Annotated in this window: 15 protein-coding genes; 11 read left to right on the top strand and 4 right to left on the bottom strand. The window is 56.6% G+C overall.

Going from position 1 to position 14,947, the window contains the following annotated elements; translation table 11 throughout:
• From AABB29_RS10125 to AABB29_RS10090, 8 genes are all read left to right on the top strand, one after another.
• Complete coding sequence (locus tag AABB29_RS10125) at positions 1 to 1,131, top strand: polysaccharide biosynthesis/export family protein (RefSeq protein WP_341367035.1); 1,131 nt, start codon at positions 1 to 3, stop codon at positions 1,129 to 1,131.
• Positions 1,131 to 3,203 (top strand): capsular polysaccharide biosynthesis protein, encoded by a 2,073-nt coding sequence (locus AABB29_RS10120; RefSeq protein WP_373636488.1) that lies wholly within the window; start codon positions 1,131 to 1,133, stop codon positions 3,201 to 3,203. Before AABB29_RS10125 ends, AABB29_RS10120 begins: the two co-directional genes overlap by 1 nt.
• Positions 3,204 to 3,206: 3 nt before the next feature.
• Positions 3,207 to 4,436 (top strand): hypothetical protein, encoded by a 1,230-nt coding sequence (locus tag AABB29_RS10115; RefSeq protein WP_341367037.1) that lies wholly within the window; start codon positions 3,207 to 3,209, stop codon positions 4,434 to 4,436.
• Positions 4,437 to 4,441: 5 nt separating this feature from the next.
• A complete protein-coding gene (locus AABB29_RS10110) occupies positions 4,442 to 5,215 on the top strand; it encodes an ABC transporter permease (RefSeq protein ID WP_341367038.1) in 774 nt (257 codons plus the stop codon).
• A 2-nt stretch (positions 5,216 to 5,217) separates the two neighbouring features.
• A complete protein-coding gene (locus tag AABB29_RS10105) occupies positions 5,218 to 5,868 on the top strand; it encodes an ABC transporter ATP-binding protein (protein WP_341367039.1) in 651 nt (216 codons plus the stop codon).
• Between the two features lie 84 nt (positions 5,869 to 5,952).
• A complete protein-coding gene (neuC, locus tag AABB29_RS10100; RefSeq protein WP_341367040.1) occupies positions 5,953 to 7,077 on the top strand; it encodes a UDP-N-acetylglucosamine 2-epimerase in 1,125 nt (374 codons plus the stop codon).
• Between the two features lie 19 nt (positions 7,078 to 7,096).
• Positions 7,097 to 8,314 carry a 3-deoxy-D-manno-octulosonic acid transferase gene (locus tag AABB29_RS10095; RefSeq protein ID WP_373636487.1) on the top strand — a complete coding sequence of 406 codons (1,218 nt, stop codon included), beginning with the start codon at positions 7,097 to 7,099 and terminating at the stop codon, positions 8,312 to 8,314.
• Positions 8,315 to 9,622, top strand: a complete 1,308-nt coding sequence (locus AABB29_RS10090; RefSeq protein WP_341367042.1) for a glycosyltransferase N-terminal domain-containing protein — start codon at positions 8,315 to 8,317, stop codon at positions 9,620 to 9,622.
• Here AABB29_RS10090 and modC read toward each other — a convergent pair.
• Genes modC through AABB29_RS10070 form a run of 4 tightly spaced genes read right to left on the bottom strand, consistent with a single transcriptional unit; the run spans position 9,619 to position 13,308 of the window.
• A complete protein-coding gene (gene modC / locus AABB29_RS10085) occupies positions 9,619 to 10,680 on the bottom strand; it encodes a molybdenum ABC transporter ATP-binding protein (RefSeq protein ID WP_341367043.1) in 1,062 nt (353 codons plus the stop codon). The genes AABB29_RS10090 and modC overlap by 4 nt on opposite strands.
• Positions 10,680 to 11,375: a molybdate ABC transporter permease subunit gene (modB, locus tag AABB29_RS10080; RefSeq protein ID WP_341367044.1), complete on the bottom strand. Its 696-nt coding sequence runs from the start codon at positions 11,373 to 11,375 to the stop codon at positions 10,680 to 10,682. Before modB ends, modC begins: the two co-directional genes overlap by 1 nt.
• Complete coding sequence (gene modA, locus AABB29_RS10075; RefSeq protein WP_341367045.1) at positions 11,372 to 12,112, bottom strand: molybdate ABC transporter substrate-binding protein; 741 nt, start codon at positions 12,110 to 12,112, stop codon at positions 11,372 to 11,374. The genes modB and modA overlap by 4 nt, the downstream gene beginning before the upstream one ends.
• Before the next feature lie 38 nt (positions 12,113 to 12,150).
• A complete protein-coding gene (locus AABB29_RS10070) occupies positions 12,151 to 13,308 on the bottom strand; it encodes an acetoin utilization protein AcuC (protein WP_341367046.1) in 1,158 nt (385 codons plus the stop codon).
• A 33-nt stretch (positions 13,309 to 13,341) separates the two neighbouring features.
• Between AABB29_RS10070 and AABB29_RS10065 the strand changes: the two genes are divergently transcribed.
• The 3 genes from AABB29_RS10065 to AABB29_RS10055 are packed head-to-tail and all read left to right on the top strand — an operon-like array spanning position 13,342 to position 14,945.
• On the top strand, positions 13,342 to 13,842 hold the full coding sequence (locus AABB29_RS10065) for an NUDIX hydrolase (protein WP_341367047.1): 501 nt from the start codon (positions 13,342 to 13,344) through the stop codon (positions 13,840 to 13,842).
• A gap of 26 nt (positions 13,843 to 13,868) precedes the next feature.
• Complete coding sequence (locus AABB29_RS10060) at positions 13,869 to 14,273, top strand: DUF1178 family protein (protein WP_373636486.1); 405 nt, start codon at positions 13,869 to 13,871, stop codon at positions 14,271 to 14,273.
• 21 nt (positions 14,274 to 14,294) lie between these two features.
• Complete coding sequence (locus AABB29_RS10055; protein ID WP_341367049.1) at positions 14,295 to 14,945, top strand: SDR family NAD(P)-dependent oxidoreductase; 651 nt, start codon at positions 14,295 to 14,297, stop codon at positions 14,943 to 14,945.
• Positions 14,946 to 14,947 lie beyond the last annotated feature (2 nt).

Raw genomic sequence — 14,947 nt, 5'->3', positions numbered from 1 at the left:
ATGCATAACCGTCTTGTCCTCTTTACTTTGGTCGTTCAGCTTTTATTGCAAGGTTGCGCCGCGCTCCCCTCTTCCGGGCCGGCCGCTGAAGACATCCCTGAGAACGCCACAAACGAGGCTGCCGACTTTGTCGTCATCCCAATGACGGCTCAGAATGCTGCTATTTTGGGGCAACCCCAAATTCGTTCGATTGAGGATAAGTTTGGAACGAATTCAGCCCGCCCAGCTCGTCCGAATATCGGGATCGGCGACACACTTGCCGTCTCAATCTGGGAGGCATCATCAGACGGATTATTCTCAACGGCCGAGACCAAGCAGACCCAGCTGACCATTACAGTCGATCAAAGCAGGTCCATCTTCATTCCGTATGCCGGGCGGATTAGCGTCGCGGGCTTCGGCGTTGAAGATCTGCGTGATGAAATCACCGAAAAACTTCAAGGGCAAGCGATTGACCCACAGGTACAGGTCGCACTTGTGGCGCGCGAAAGTCAAAAATTGACTGTTGTCGGCGATGTGACGGCCCCCGGGCAATTCGATGTCCCCCCAAATGGCATTCGGCTTATTGAAGCAATCGCGCGGGCTGGCGGCGCCCAAGCCCCCAGTTTTGAAACCGAGTTGATCGTCACACGCGGCAACACACGCGCTACCGCGCGTATGGACACGGTGCTCGCCAATACACGCAATAACATCTGGCTTCGCCCCGAGGATACGATTCAGGTGCGGCACCGTCCACGCAGTTTCACGGCCTTCGGTGCCGTCAGCGCACAAAATCTGCAACCTTTTCGCACCGAAAACGTCACACTTGCAGAAGCTTTGGCCCAAGCTGGTGGGTTGGATGACAACCAAGCTGATGCAGATGGCGTTTTCCTGTTTCGGTATGAAACGGCGCAACGCCTTTCCCAAGCTGGTATTGCTGCGCCAGAACAAACAGATCCGCGGGAAATACCTACAATCTACCGGTTGGATTTGTCAGAGCCCGAGGCGTTTTTCATAGCCGGCGCCTTTGCCATGCACGACAAGGACATCATCTATGTCGCCAATGCTCCGGCCACCGATTTACAAAAATTCACCGCGACAATCTTGTCGCCGCTACTTAGCTCGACGAACACAATTGATGGGCTGGTCAATTGATGTCGCTGCTTACAACAAGGGCTCGGCGCCAACTAAACAGGCTACGCAAACTGCCACAATGGCTCAGGTTGACCACCCTGGGGTCAAAAGGCGCGATTTCCGCTACGTCAATGGACCTTTGTGACGATCCACATTTGGGGCTTCTTCTTGGAATGCAGCCGCGTTTTCACAGCAGGTTGCGCAAAGATCACGCAAAAACAATCGTCGGTTGGGGCCGCAAGTGGTCAGGACAGCGCGCAACTCGGATCGCTGCACGGGATAAGAAAGACTGCCTTTTGATCGAGGACGGCTTCTTGCGTTCGGTTGGACGGGATGATCCGCCTCTCTCAATCATATGTGATACCCAAGGTGTCTACTACGATGCCAGCGCCGCCAATGATCTTGAAAGTCATATCACCACGCCGCTGACGGCAACGGACGAGGCACGGACAATTGCGCTCATGGCGCTATGGCGCGACCAACGTGTATCAAAATACAATGACCAACCCGAGTATCAGGGCAATCTGCCCCAGGATTATGTCCTTGTCATTGATCAGGTCGCGGGGGACCATTCGATCTCATACGGTGGTGCGGCCGGCGCAGATTTCGACAGAATGCTAAGCGCTGCTCTTGAAGAAAACCCCAACGCTCAAGTCTTGCTGAAGGTCCACCCGGATCAGGTCAACCAAGCCAAATGCGGTCATTTCAATATCGCCACCTTGCAGCAAAATCCGCGGGTACAGATCATTGCTGATGCTTGCCATCCCGTCCGGCTGATAGCAAACGCGCGCGCGGTCTACACAGTAACGTCGCAGATCGGGTTTGAAGCGTTAATTTGGGGAAAACCGGTTCATTGCTTTGGGAACGCGTTTTATTCCGGCTGGGGATTGACCAATGATAGACCGCAAGCCTCGCAACGACGCGGCACCGCCAGCTTGGCGCAACTGGTCCATTCCGCACTCATAAAATACCCGCGCTATCTTGACCCTGAAACACAGTGCCCATGCGAGGCAGAGATCGTGATCCGGCATATCGGATTGCAACGGCATATTATGGCGACGTCGCCAATGCGGATTCAAGCAGTTGGGTTTTCACCTTGGAAAAAACGGATCCTACAACAGTTCCTCCCGACGACAGATATTCAATTTATCCGCGATGGTTCGGCGCCGTCCAATGATACAAAAGTCGCGGTTTGGGGGCAAAAGGCCACGCCCCCTGATGGAAACCAAACTCCTCTCAGGATCGAAGACGGGTTTCTTCGGTCATCTGGGCTGGGCGCCGATCTGATCCGGCCCTTGTCATGGGTTTTTGATGATATTGGTATCTATTTTGACCCCCGAAAGCCGTCGCGGCTGGAAAACATATTGCAGAACAAATCGTTCGATGCAGAGACCGTTGAACGCGCGCAAAACCTGATCGTCGCAATACTGAACGCTGGGGTGTCGAAATATAACACCGGCAGGAAAACCTGGCATCCACCAAAGACTGACAAGCGGCGCATCCTGGTGCCGGGTCAGGTCGAAACCGATGCATCGGTTCGGGCGGGTTGTCCCAACGTCAAAACGAATATCGGCCTCTTGCAAGCGGTCCGCGCCCAAAACGAAGACGCATATATCATCTACAAGCCCCATCCTGATGTGGTGGCAGGGCTAAGGCGCGCGGGCAAACAGGATGATGCCGCCAAACAGTACTGCGATCTGATTGTGACGGATACGGATCCAGCCGCGATGTTGGCGCATGTGGATGAAGTGCACACACTGACATCACTCATGGGTTTTGAAGCTTTGTTAAGGGGTATTCCTGTCACATGCTACGGCCAACCGTTTTACGCCGGGTGGGGGCTCACCCAGGATATCATTGCTGTCCCCAGACGCCGCACAAGGCTGACCATTGCGGAACTGGCCGCAGGCACATTGATCACCTACCCACGTTACATCAGCCGTGTTTCGGGACGGCCAACGACACCGGAAAGAGCGATCACTGAACTGACAGAATGGCGCCGCCGCGGGCCGTCCCGCCCCCACTTCGTGCGACGCATTTTGCGATCGATCCTACGATTCTGGGCCCAATCTGGCTTAAAACGAAGTGCTTAATCGATGACACAGGACGTTGCGCAAGACACCGAAACCGATGCTTCCAAGCCGAAAGTCATTCCGCTATCCAGCAAACCCAAAGCTGAGGCTGTAGGGTCTGTCACGACCGTCCGACCACGCCAGAAACGGCGCCGCATTCTCACATTGTCTTTTATCCTTTGCGTCCTGCTGCCCAGCGCCTTGGGAAGCTACTATTTCGCGGTGATCGCTTCGGATCGATATGCTGCGACTGCAGGCTTCGCCGTACGCGGCGTGAATGCGGGCGCAGGCATTGACGGTATCGGCGCCCTTACAGGGTTGGCAAGCGCGGGATCGACAACCTCGGATTCATATATCGTGCTTAAGTATCTTAGAAGTCGCGACATCGTCGAACGACTTCAGAGCGATATGGATATCCGCAGCGCATTCACAAACCCGGAAATCGATCCTCTCTCACGCATGGGCAAAGCGCTGAGTATCGAAGAAGTCGTCCGTTATTGGGGGCGCATGATCCGCACCAGTTTTGATTCCACCTCGGGCATCGTCACAGTCGAGGTCCAAGCCTACTCCGCTGACCAGGCAGAGCAAATCGCGACGCTTGTCCTGCGATACACAGACGAATTGGTGAATGCATTGTCCGTCTCGGCGCGCAGGGACTCGGTACGATTTGCCGAAGCTGAGGTGACGCGCGCGGAAGAAAGGCTGCGAACCACGTTGCAGCAGATACGGGATTTTCGAGAACAAGAAAGCTCAATCAACCCTGCTGCATCGGCCCAGCTTGATATCGAACTTGTTGGCGGCTTAGAAAGCCGTTTGATCGACTTGCGCGCGCGGATCGCCTCGATCGAAGGGGCCCTTGATGACGACGCGCCATCCTTGCGGGCGTTGCGCAATCAGGCGGAGGCGATCGAAGACCAGATTGCCGCGCGCCAGGCCGCCATTTCTGGTGATGCCCCCAGGGCCGCAACAGAAACAGCGGCCATGTCCGGCCTTTTGGCGACATTTGAAACTCTGGTGGTGGAAAAGGAATTTGCGCAGCAAGTATATCAATCAGCGCTGACATCGCTTGAACAGGCACGGACGGATGCAGATCGCCAGCAGCGCTATCTTGCCGTGTTTACTTTGCCCGCAAAACCAGAGCAGGCGATGTATCCTAAACGCCTGCAAAATATCCTGCTTGTGATTGCCATCGCGGTCAGCGTCTGGGGCATCGGGACGCTTATTGTCTACTCAGTGCGCGATCACCTTTCATGAGCGTGATGACAACCCGCCAATTGCTCGGGGTGCAAGCAAGGGTCATCGCTGCACTGATATTGCGGGAAACGCGCGCTGCTTTTGGGACGTCCCAGATCGGATATCTCTGGGCGATCATCACGCCTGCCGCAAGCGTCGGCCTGTTGGTATTCATCTTTTCGCTCATCGACCGGCAACCACCTTTCGGTGCAAGCCTCGCGCTTTTCTTTGCCACTGGCATCCTGACACTCGAGTTTTTTAACAAACTGTCAAACACGCTCATGACAGCATTTGATGCCAACAAAGCACTCCTGACCTATCCATTGATCAAAGAAACCGACGCATTATTCGCTCGTTTGATCCTGATCTCTGTGACCTACACATTGATTATGCTGCTCTTTTACGGATCGCTCTGCGTTCTGGGGCTGGCTGACGTTCCCGCCTATCCAGAACGATTGCTTATGGCGTTTGCCAGCACCGCGTTTCTGGGGTTTGGTTTTGGCACCCTAAATGCTGTGATCATGTCGCTGTTTCATTCATGGTCGCATATCGAAAAAGTGCTTACGAGACCGCTTTTTCTGTTGTCGGGGATTTTCTATATCCCAAGCCTATTGCCACCTGAGGCCATAGCGATCCTACGCTGGAATCCGGTGTTACACCTGATCGAATGGGTGCGCAGTGGCTATTATATCAATTACGAAAGCACAGTACTGGACCAGACCTATCCCATTGGGCTAGCGGTCTTGATGACGCTTTTGGGCCTGTCCGGCGAAAGGCTGTTTCGCAAGAAGCGGGTTTAGGGATGATTGAGCTTCAACATGTTTCCAAATCCTACCAGCTCAAGGGCGTGCGTAAGGCGATTGTTGACGACCTGAGCTTTACCTTCCCGACAGCGCGCAACGTTGCAATCATGGGGCAGAACGGGGCCGGAAAGTCGACCCTGATGCGCATGATCGCCGGGGTCGAACAACCCGATAGCGGGCGCATTTATCGTTCAACCATGGTGTCCTGGCCACTTGGTTTTTCAGGTGGCTTTAACGGCTCAATGACCGGTTTGGAAAATACCCGTTTTGTTGCACGGATCTATAATCAAGACACTGAAGCAGTCATCGACTATGTAAAGTGGTTTTCCGAACTGGGCCCATCCCTGAACCTACCGATCAAGACCTATTCCAGCGGCATGCGCGCCCGGCTCGCCTTTGGTCTGAGCATGGCAATTGATTTCCAAGTCTATCTGATCGACGAAATCACGGCCGTCGGCGATGAGCGTTTCAAAATCAAAAGCCAAGAGGTTTTTTCAGAAAAACTGCTGAGTAGCCAGATCATCATGATCTCGCATTCTGAACATGCCATTAAGTCCTATTGCGATTGCGGTCTGCTGCTTGGCTCGGATGGGGTCTACTACTACGATGACCTTGACGCATTGATTACCGACTACAAGGCGCTGGCCTGACAGTTCCCTTTCCTGGCACATGGGGATAAGTTGACGATGCAATCCTGCCTACGCTACTGGGCAAGTCGTTGATTTGGAAACAAGATGCCCCGATCCATCCTTTTTGTTACAGGCACCCGCGCCGATTTTGGCAAGCTAGAGCCCTTGGCCATCGCGACCCGCGATGCAGGCTTTGACGTGTCATTTTTCGTCACCGGCATGCATATGCTTGCACGCTACGGGCTGACCAAGCTTGAGGTACACCGAACCGAAGGTGTGTCGGTCCATGAGTTTCTCAATCAACGCGCGGGTGATCCTCAGGATATGGTGCTGGCCAAAACAGTCACAGGTTTTTCCGATTTCCTCAAAGAACATCAGCCCGATTTGGTGGTCATCCACGGCGACCGGGTCGAAGCGCTGGCCTGCGCCCTTGTCTGCGCCACGAATTACGTGCGCTGTGCCCATATCGAGGGCGGCGAAGTGTCAGGAACCATCGACGAGATCTACCGCCACTGTAACACCAAACTGGCCAGTCATCATTTCGTATCGTCTGATGATGCCGCGCGCCGGGTCATGGCGTTGGGTGAAGCCCAAGGCGACATCCACCCCATCGGATCGCCCGAGCTTGATTTTCACGCCGGCCCATCTGGCGTCAGCCTTGCAGATGTGAAATCGCGCTATGATCTGCCATTTGATGACTATGGTATCTGCGTCTTCCATCCGGTCACATCTGAAGCGGCCAGTATGGGCGCACAGGCCGAGGCCTTGTTTGCAAGCCTCGCCGCCTCAGATCGCAGTTTCGTTGTGATCGCCCCGAATAACGACCCCGGCTCAGCTGGTATTTTCGCGGCCATTGACGCCCTGCCCAATGCCCGCTTCCGGGTGCTTCCTTCGATGCGTTTTGCGCATTTTTCAGAGCTCATGAAAAACGCCGCCCTCATGGTGGGCAATTCATCTGCGGGTGTACGCGAGGCCCCGTTTATTGGCCTGCCATCGCTTGATATCGGCAGCAGGCAGACGAACCGTGCGAAATCCCCATCTGTCTTTTTTGCTGATGCGCAAGAGGCAGACAAGATCGCGGATTTCCTGCGCGCGCAATGGGGGAAGTCGTACCCCCGCCATGACGCCTTTGGCGGCGGCAGCGCAGCTGAGCGTTTTGTCAGCATTCTACAAACCGATGCGTTTTGGGAAAAATCCCTGCAAAAGACGTTTCACGACCTTGCCGACTGACATGCACCGCGGTCTGCTTTTGAGAACCTATTTGGCGGCCAGCCACATATTGCCCGCAGTCGCGCCTTACATTTTGAAAAAACGTCTGGCCGCAGGCAAGGAACATCAGACGCGCTGGGTTGAAAAGCTGGGTCGTAACCTGGCGCCTCGGCCTGATGGCCCGCTGATTTGGTTGAATGCCGTGGGATTGGGCGAGGTATTGTCGCTGCGCGGTCTGATCGCACGGCTGCATCACGCGCGGCCTGACGCCAGGTTTTTGGTGACATCAACCACCGCAACCTCCGCGCAGGTTTTTTCAAAAAACCTGCCATCCGCCACGTTTCATCAGTTTCTACCCGTTGACGCCCCCGGCCCGCGCAAGCGCTTTTTGGACCATTTCCGGCCAGATCTGTGTATCTGGGCCGAACAGGATCTGTGGCCCGGTTTTGTCAGCGATTTGGCCAAACGGCACATCCCGCAGGCCATTGTCGCGGCCCGAATGAACGAAAAGTCTTTTCGCGCGCATTGTAAGGCAAAGGGTCTCTACCGTGATCTGTATCAAGCGATGGATCTTGTGACTGCGCAGGATGAACAGACCGCGCAACATCTGACCGCGCTTGGTGCAAAAGTGGAAGTCACAGGTTCGCTGAAACCTGCGGCTCCTGCCCTTGGATGCGATTTGGATGAATTTGAGGCGCTCTCGAGCGCCTTGCACGGGCGCTTCGTATGGATCGCCGCACCCTCGCATAAAGCCGATGAAGACGTCGCACTGCAAGCACACCGGCAGCTGTGTAAAGACAACCCCAATGCGCTGCTGATTATCGCCCCACGTTTCCCGAACCGGACCGATATTGGGCTGCACAATGTCCCCAAACGCTCTGCCAGGCAGGTTCCGCAAATCGATGATCCCGTCTGGCTGTGCGACAGCTTTGGCGATTTAGGCCTGCTATACCGCTTGGCTGGGGCGGCGTTGATCGGCGGCACATTTGATGCCACAGAAGGGCATAACCCATGGGAGGCCGCAGCATTGGAAACCGCAATCCTACACGGCCCAAGGACGGCGAATTTCGCCAACGACTTTCAGACACTAAATGAGACCGGCGGCGCAATTACGGTGACTGATGCAGATATGCTGTGCCAAAGGTTGCACAGCGATGACCTGCCGACAATTGCGCAAAATGCGCAGATTGCCGTGACCCAAGCGGGCGCGCAAACAGACAAGCTGGTCCAAAGATTGGTCCAATTGGTGGGTGACTAAATGCAGGCGGCTTTTCCAACTTTCAAGCTGCGCCTCGCGCTTTGGGCTTACGCCTTGATGTGGTGGCTGCTGCTGCCCGTTGTCATCATTTATTTGTGGCGGCGGGGCCGCAAAGACCCGCTTTACAGCCAACATATCGCCGAGCGTTTTGGCAGGCATAAGGCCCACTTGGAAAAACCGGTCTGGGTTCACGCCGTATCTTTAGGTGAGATGCGCAGCGCGACCCCGTTGATACGGGCCTTGCTCGACCAAGGTGAAACGGTGCTGACAACCCATTTCACACCGGCCGGACGGCGCGAGGCAACCCGCGAATTTGCATCTGAAATCGCGGCGGGCCGCGTTCAGACCGTTTGGGTGCCTTTCGAATTTGGCTTTGCCTATCGCCGCTTTCTGCAGCATTTCACACCCAAATTTGGGCTGGTCATGGAGATCGAGATTTGGCCGCGCATGATCACGGCCTGCCACCGCAATCGTACCCCGCTTTTCATGTGTAACGCCCAATATCCGAAGAAAAGTTTTGAAAAAGACGGCTCTGGGCATGGGATTCGGGCGCAGCTATTGCGCGGGTTTGCCGGCGGTTTTGTCAAATCCGCAGGTCAGGCCGAACGCTTTGCAGCGGCACGGATGCCCAATATTCATATCACAGGCGAATTGCGCTTTGATCAACCGATCCCGCAGGCCCATCTTAATGCCGCAAAGACCGCCCGTGCAGCCCTGTCCAGGGATCGCCCCACAATCACGCTGACAAGCGTGGTCGAGGGCGAAGATGCGCTTTATTTGGACATGATCAAACAAACAGAGGGCGTTTTTTTCGTCTATGTGCCGCGCGCACCCGAACGGTTTGATGAGGTGGCCCAAATGCTGGCTGATACCGGGATCAGCTATGCGCGCCGGTCCGATATTCTAGACGATAACCTGGCGTTGAAAGAACAGGCCGCAGATATTGATGTCCTTCTTGGGGACAGCTTTGGCGAGATGTATTTTTATCTTGGCCTTTGCAACCGCGCTATCGTTGGCGGCGGTTTTGTTGAAAAAGGCGCCCATAACATCATCGAACCATTGGCGTTGAAGAAACCTGTCATCGTGGGCCCGCATATCTGGACAATCGAATACCCTGCGACCGAAGCCATCGCAGCCGGGGTCTGCACGATTGTCCCTGATGCAACGGCCTTACTCAATGCCGTGTTGGCACCACCCGATGCCGGTGACACGCAGATCACCGAATTTTATAACGCCCATGCAGGCGGTGTGACCCGTACGCTGGCCGCCATCCCCAAAGCGTTGAAGGTCGAAAGCACGTCAATTTAGTGGCCCACATCCTCGGGACCGACGGCCGTTGCTTTGATGATCGCATAGATTTGCTGGCCTACATCCAGATTCATCCGGTGCAAACTGCGCTGTGTGATCCGCGCCAGCAGCCGATCCTGACCGGCCAGTAGCCCAACCGCCACACCCGGGCCGCGCCCCTGTTCGATCCCCGAAATTGTGACCGGCAATACGTTTAAGGCGCTGACATCGCGCGGGGCCTCGCGTGCCAGGATCACGTCCTGTGCCGGTATCCGAAGCCGTACCTTTTGCCCCAGCACCCCCAAATTTCCCGGCATCAGAAGACGTCCGCCAGAAAAGGCCAGCTCGGTCAGGCCATCATCCAAAAGACGCCCGGCAACTTTGGTTACAATCACCGCCCCAGCCGCACGCACGCCGACCAATGGCACCGTACCCGGATGCGACAACACATCGCCAACAGGTCCTTGGGTCACGACCCGTCCTTGTTTCATGACCAGAAGCGTGTTGGCCAAACGGGCGACCTCAGACACATCATGTGTAACATAGAGGATCGGGATTTTCACCTCATCCCGCAACCGTTCGATATAGGGAAGGATCTCTGCCTTGCGGCCAGCATCTAGGGCAGCCAATGGTTCATCCATCAGCAATACTTGCGGATCACACATCAAGGCGCGGCCCAAAGCAACCCGCTGACGCTCGCCCCCCGACAATCCGGCCGGGCGCCGGTCCAACAGCGGCTCAAGCCCCAAAACCGAGATCACGCGCGTTGCATCATGATCCCCGCCATAATGCAGGTTTCGCCTGACGCTGAGATGCGGAAACAAGCGCGCATCCTGAAACACATAGCCAACACGGCGCTGATTGACCGGCAGATTGACCCGCTGCGCCCGGTCGAAAAGAACACGATCCCCGATGGCGATCCGCCCCTGATCAGGCCTCATCAAACCGGCAACTGCGTTGACCACGGACGTCTTGCCAGACCCTGAAGGTCCGAAAATGACGGTGACCCCGGCGGGGGCCTCCGCTTGGATGTCGAGGGCAAAATCACCCAGGCTCTTTTGGATATGCAGCTCAAGCATCAGGCGCCGACCTTGCGCGCCATATGGCGGGCCAGCCATTCAGATAGCAAAAGCGCACCCATCGCCAAAATGACTGATACGGTGACAAGCCCCAAGACCGCAGGCTCACTGCCCGGCACTTGTAACAGCCCGTAAATCGCCGAAGGAATAGTTTGGGTCTGCCCGGGGATCGCCGCAACAAAGGTGATCGTCGCGCCAAATTCGCCCAGCGCCTTGGCGAAACCCAACACAGCGGCGGCCAGAACCGCCGGGAAGACCAAAGGCAATGTCACGGTCATGAAAATGCGTGCGCGCGAGGCACCCAACGTTGCGGCCGCCGCTTCAAGCCCGGGGTCGACCGCCTCGATCCCGATCCTGATTGATCGGACCATCAGGGGAAACGCCATGATCGCTGCGGCCAGCGCAGCACCCGTCCAGCGGAATGCAACAGTGATCCCGAAATGCTCAGATAGCAGCGCGCCAATCGGCCCTTGCTGGCCAAAGACAACAAGCAGCAGATAACCCGTCACGACAGGCGGCAAAACCAGCGGAAGGTGGACAATTCCGTTCAACAACTGCCGCCCGGGAAACCGCTTGCGCGCCAGCAGATGCGCAACCCAGATCGCCAACGGCAAGGCGCAGATCGTGGCCACCACAGCGACACGCAGCGACAGCCGGATCGCCGCCCATTCCTGCGGACCCAGCCAATCGGTCATTCCAGCCCTACCTGCGCCGGCAGGAAACCCGCCTCGGCCAAAAGCGTCTGCCCGTTGGAACCCATCAGAGCCATTAGAAAAGGCGCAGCCGCAGCGCTATGCCCGCGGACCAACGCCGCCTGATATCGAATGGGCGGATGGCTATCCTGGGGAAACACCGCCAAGGCCCGCACCGCATCGCTTGCCTGCACATCCGTCTGATAAACGATACCAAGCGGGGCCTGCCCGCGTACTACCAAGGCCAGCGCAGATCGGACATTGTCCATCTCGGCCAAATGGGATGACACGCTGTCCCACAGTCCCAAGGACTGCAAGCTGGCCTTTGCATAAATCCCAGCCGGAACAGCTGCGGTGATACCAACCGCAAGACGCCCTTGCCCCAACGCCGCCAGCAACGCATCAGGGGTCAGCATCACTTCATCAGCGCCGATAGAACCAACAAGAACAAGCCGGTTGCTCGCAAAATCCACAACTGACGCGGGAACAATCTGATCCCCCTGGATCAGCGCATCCATCCATTCCGTATTGGCCAGCAGGATCACATCAGCAGGTGCGCCCAAACTGACCTGACGGGCCAGTGTCGCACTGCTGCCATACGACACCACAACACCGTCAAATTGGGCGGCCAGCGCATCAATGGACTCTTTAAGACTGGCCGCGGCAAAGACGATCACTTCGGCCCTGGCGACAGGGGCGGCACACAGGAAACTGATCACGGCAAGGACACGGCATATCATGGGGCGACTATCCGGCGCTTGGGGCAGCAAGGCAAGTCTTAGACCCAACGCGCGCTATTTGCCGCCAAGACATGCAGGCTGGCGCGGATGTCCGAATGGATCGGCCCGGGGCGCGGTGTGTCTCGCAAGGTGGTGATCCAATGCGGCTGCGGCTGCACGTCGCGTCGGGGTCCCTTCCAGGTCAGGGCGCGCAACACATCTTGGGCATTGCCAGGCAAATCATCTGGGATGTCGCAATCGTTCAGCGCGGCCCAGACGCCTGTCCATAAGCGGCCAACGGACCACGGATTATACCCGCCGCCACCCAGCACCAGATAGCGCGGCGCCATGCCGCGCAGCGCTGCAACAATCGCCCAATGCGCATTGTTGGACAGGGTCAGCCGGGATTGCGGGTCTTCTGTCACAGCATCCGCACCGCATTGCAGGACAATGGCATCGGGGCGAAAATCTGCGACACGGGGCAGGATCAAAGCATCGCGGATCAGCGCCATGTCATCATCATGCATGCCCGCCGGGACGGGCAGATTAAACACTTGCCCGACCCCTCGTTCGGACAATGCACCCGTGCGGGGCCAGCGATTTTGCTCGTGGATGGAAATCAGCAGCACCTGCGGATCATCCTCAAACGCATATTGCACACCGTCCGCATGATGGGCATCGATATCAACATACGCGATGCGCGCCGCCCCATTCCGGCGAAGCGATTGGATCGCCAAGACCGGGTCATTGAGATAGCAAAACCCATTCGCCCGGTCTGGCATACCGTGATGGGTGCCACCCGCTGGGGAATAGATCACACCGCCCTTGGCCAATAACTCGCCCGCCAGCAACGAAGCGCCAGCCGAGGTGGCCGGACGGCGATACATTTCGGTGAAGACGGGGTTGGACGGCGTACCCAATGCGTGGCGCAAACGCACCGCGTCAGAGACTTGCTGTGCGGCTTCCGCCGCCTGAAGCGCCGCGATATAAGCCGGGGTATGAAACCCGGTCAAAGCCGCCGGTTTTGCGCGTGGACTGTTGATAAATTGGTCCCGTGGCAACCACCCCAAAGCGCGGCAAAGATCCATCACCGTCGACACACGCGGGACCCGCAAAGGGTGCCAATCCCCATAACTTGAGCTGCGATAAATCTCAGAGCCGATAAATCTGGGATCGGGGGTTGCCCGATCCTGCGGCCCATGCATAACGTCTGCCATGGCGTGGATGTAACGCAATTTCAGACAGGAACCATGGCAAAAAAAGCGGCGCGGCAACTTCCTCTTAAATTGCGCGGCGGGCGCAAAACGGATGTGCGCGCGCAATTCGCGGCACTTTGCTGGCGGATCAAGAATGACAAGGTCGAAATCTGCCTGATCACCAGCCGGACACGCAAACGCTGGATTATTCCCAAAGGCTGGCCAATGCACAAGCAAACACCGGCGGCAGCAGCGGCAACCGAAGCCTTTGAAGAGGCCGGGCTCAGCGGTGAAACAACCGATATCTGCTTGGGCGTATTCAGCTACAGCAGGTCACATAAACTGGACAACGCGCCAATCATCACCATGGTCTATCCCCTTCACGTGCGTCATACCCATAGCGACTGGCCGGAAAAACATCAGCGGCGGCGCAAGTGGTTCAGTCAGAAAAAGGCTGCCAAAAAACTATCTGAACCAGAACTTAAGCACATCGTGGCAACCTTTAATCCGCAGCATATGCTTAAACTTGCACACCCCGCAAAAAAGTCTACCTAGACGCCATTGAAACAACGCAGCCCGCCATGATCCGCTTCCATCTGAAATGCGACAAAGACCACGAATTTGAAAGCTGGTTTCAATCGGGCAACGCCTTTGATCGGCTTGTTGCTGCTGGGATGGTCAGTTGCGCGACTTGCGGGTCAACCGCCGTGACCAAAACGATCATGGCCCCGGCGGTAAGCACGTCAAAGACCATTGCGCCGCCCAAACCGGCGGAAAACCCACTGCACAAGCTACGTGATGAGGTTGAGGCAAATTCCGACTATGTCGGCAACTCTTTTGTGCAAGAAGCGCGGGATATGCATGATGGCGTGATCCCCGAACGGCCCATCTATGGCGAGGCGAAAATCGACGATGCCAAAAAGCTGGTCGAAGACGGTGTTCCGGTCCTGCCCCTGCCCTTTGTGCCGCGCAAAAAAACCAATTGAACCGGGTACAGGAGGAAGCATATGACCATCTTGATCACAGGGGCCAGTCGGGGCATCGGCAAAGCGCTTTTTGACGGCTATCGCACGCAGGGCGCAAATATGATTGGCACCCATCGACAGGCTGATGATGGCGCGATGCGGCAGCTTGATGTGACCGACCCCGGATCACATCGGGACCTGGCCCACAGGTTGGGGGACACCGCGCTTGACCTGCTGGTGTGCAACGCCGGGGTCTATCTGGACAAGGGCGAGGCGCTTGAGGATGGCTTTCCTGCCGGTATGTGGGCGGACAGTTTTGCAACCAATGTGACGGGCGTCTTTTTGACGATCCAACATCTTCTGCCCGCTTTGCGCCGGTCGCCGAACAGCAAAATCGCCATCATTTCATCGCAAATGGCCTCACACACCCGTGCGCCGGGCGGCAGCTACATTTACCGGGCCAGCAAGGCTGCTGTCTTGAACCTTGGGCGCAATCTGGCCACCGATCTGGAACCTGAGGGGATCAGCGTCGGCATTTATCACCCCGGTTGGGTGAAAACCGATATGGGCGGGGCGACCGCGGCGATCACCGTTGATGAGGCGAAGACCGGGTTGATGGCCCGGTTTGAAGCGCTATCGCTAAGCAGCACCGGCTGTTTTGAAACATGGGATGGGACCACGCACGCCTACTAGGT

The organism is Yoonia sp. BS5-3, from assembly GCF_038069655.2.
GTDB classification, from domain to species: domain Bacteria; phylum Pseudomonadota; class Alphaproteobacteria; order Rhodobacterales; family Rhodobacteraceae; genus Yoonia; species Yoonia phaeophyticola.
The sequence above is the reverse complement of the archived record's forward strand: the minus strand, read 5'-3'. Positions and strand labels throughout refer to the sequence as shown.

Coding starts and splice junctions, on each gene's coding strand:
- AABB29_RS10125 (WP_341367035.1), top strand. CDS start 1: ATGCATAACCGTCTTGTCCTCTTTACTTTGGTCGTTCAGCTTTTATTG.
- AABB29_RS10120 (WP_373636488.1), top strand. CDS start 1,131: ATGTCGCTGCTTACAACAAGGGCTCGGCGCCAACTAAACAGGCTACGC.
- AABB29_RS10115 (WP_341367037.1), top strand. CDS start 3,207: ATGACACAGGACGTTGCGCAAGACACCGAAACCGATGCTTCCAAGCCG.
- AABB29_RS10110 (WP_341367038.1), top strand. CDS start 4,442: ATGACAACCCGCCAATTGCTCGGGGTGCAAGCAAGGGTCATCGCTGCA.
- AABB29_RS10105 (WP_341367039.1), top strand. CDS start 5,218: ATGATTGAGCTTCAACATGTTTCCAAATCCTACCAGCTCAAGGGCGTG.
- neuC (WP_341367040.1), top strand. CDS start 5,953: ATGCCCCGATCCATCCTTTTTGTTACAGGCACCCGCGCCGATTTTGGC.
- AABB29_RS10090 (WP_341367042.1), top strand. CDS start 8,315: ATGCAGGCGGCTTTTCCAACTTTCAAGCTGCGCCTCGCGCTTTGGGCT.
- modC (WP_341367043.1), bottom strand. CDS start 10,680: ATGCTTGAGCTGCATATCCAAAAGAGCCTGGGTGATTTTGCCCTCGAC.
- modB (WP_341367044.1), bottom strand. CDS start 11,375: ATGACCGATTGGCTGGGTCCGCAGGAATGGGCGGCGATCCGGCTGTCG.
- modA (WP_341367045.1), bottom strand. CDS start 12,112: ATGATATGCCGTGTCCTTGCCGTGATCAGTTTCCTGTGTGCCGCCCCT.
- AABB29_RS10070 (WP_341367046.1), bottom strand. CDS start 13,308: ATGGCAGACGTTATGCATGGGCCGCAGGATCGGGCAACCCCCGATCCC.
- AABB29_RS10065 (WP_341367047.1), top strand. CDS start 13,342: ATGGCAAAAAAAGCGGCGCGGCAACTTCCTCTTAAATTGCGCGGCGGG.
- AABB29_RS10060 (WP_373636486.1), top strand. CDS start 13,869: ATGATCCGCTTCCATCTGAAATGCGACAAAGACCACGAATTTGAAAGC.
- AABB29_RS10055 (WP_341367049.1), top strand. CDS start 14,295: ATGACCATCTTGATCACAGGGGCCAGTCGGGGCATCGGCAAAGCGCTT.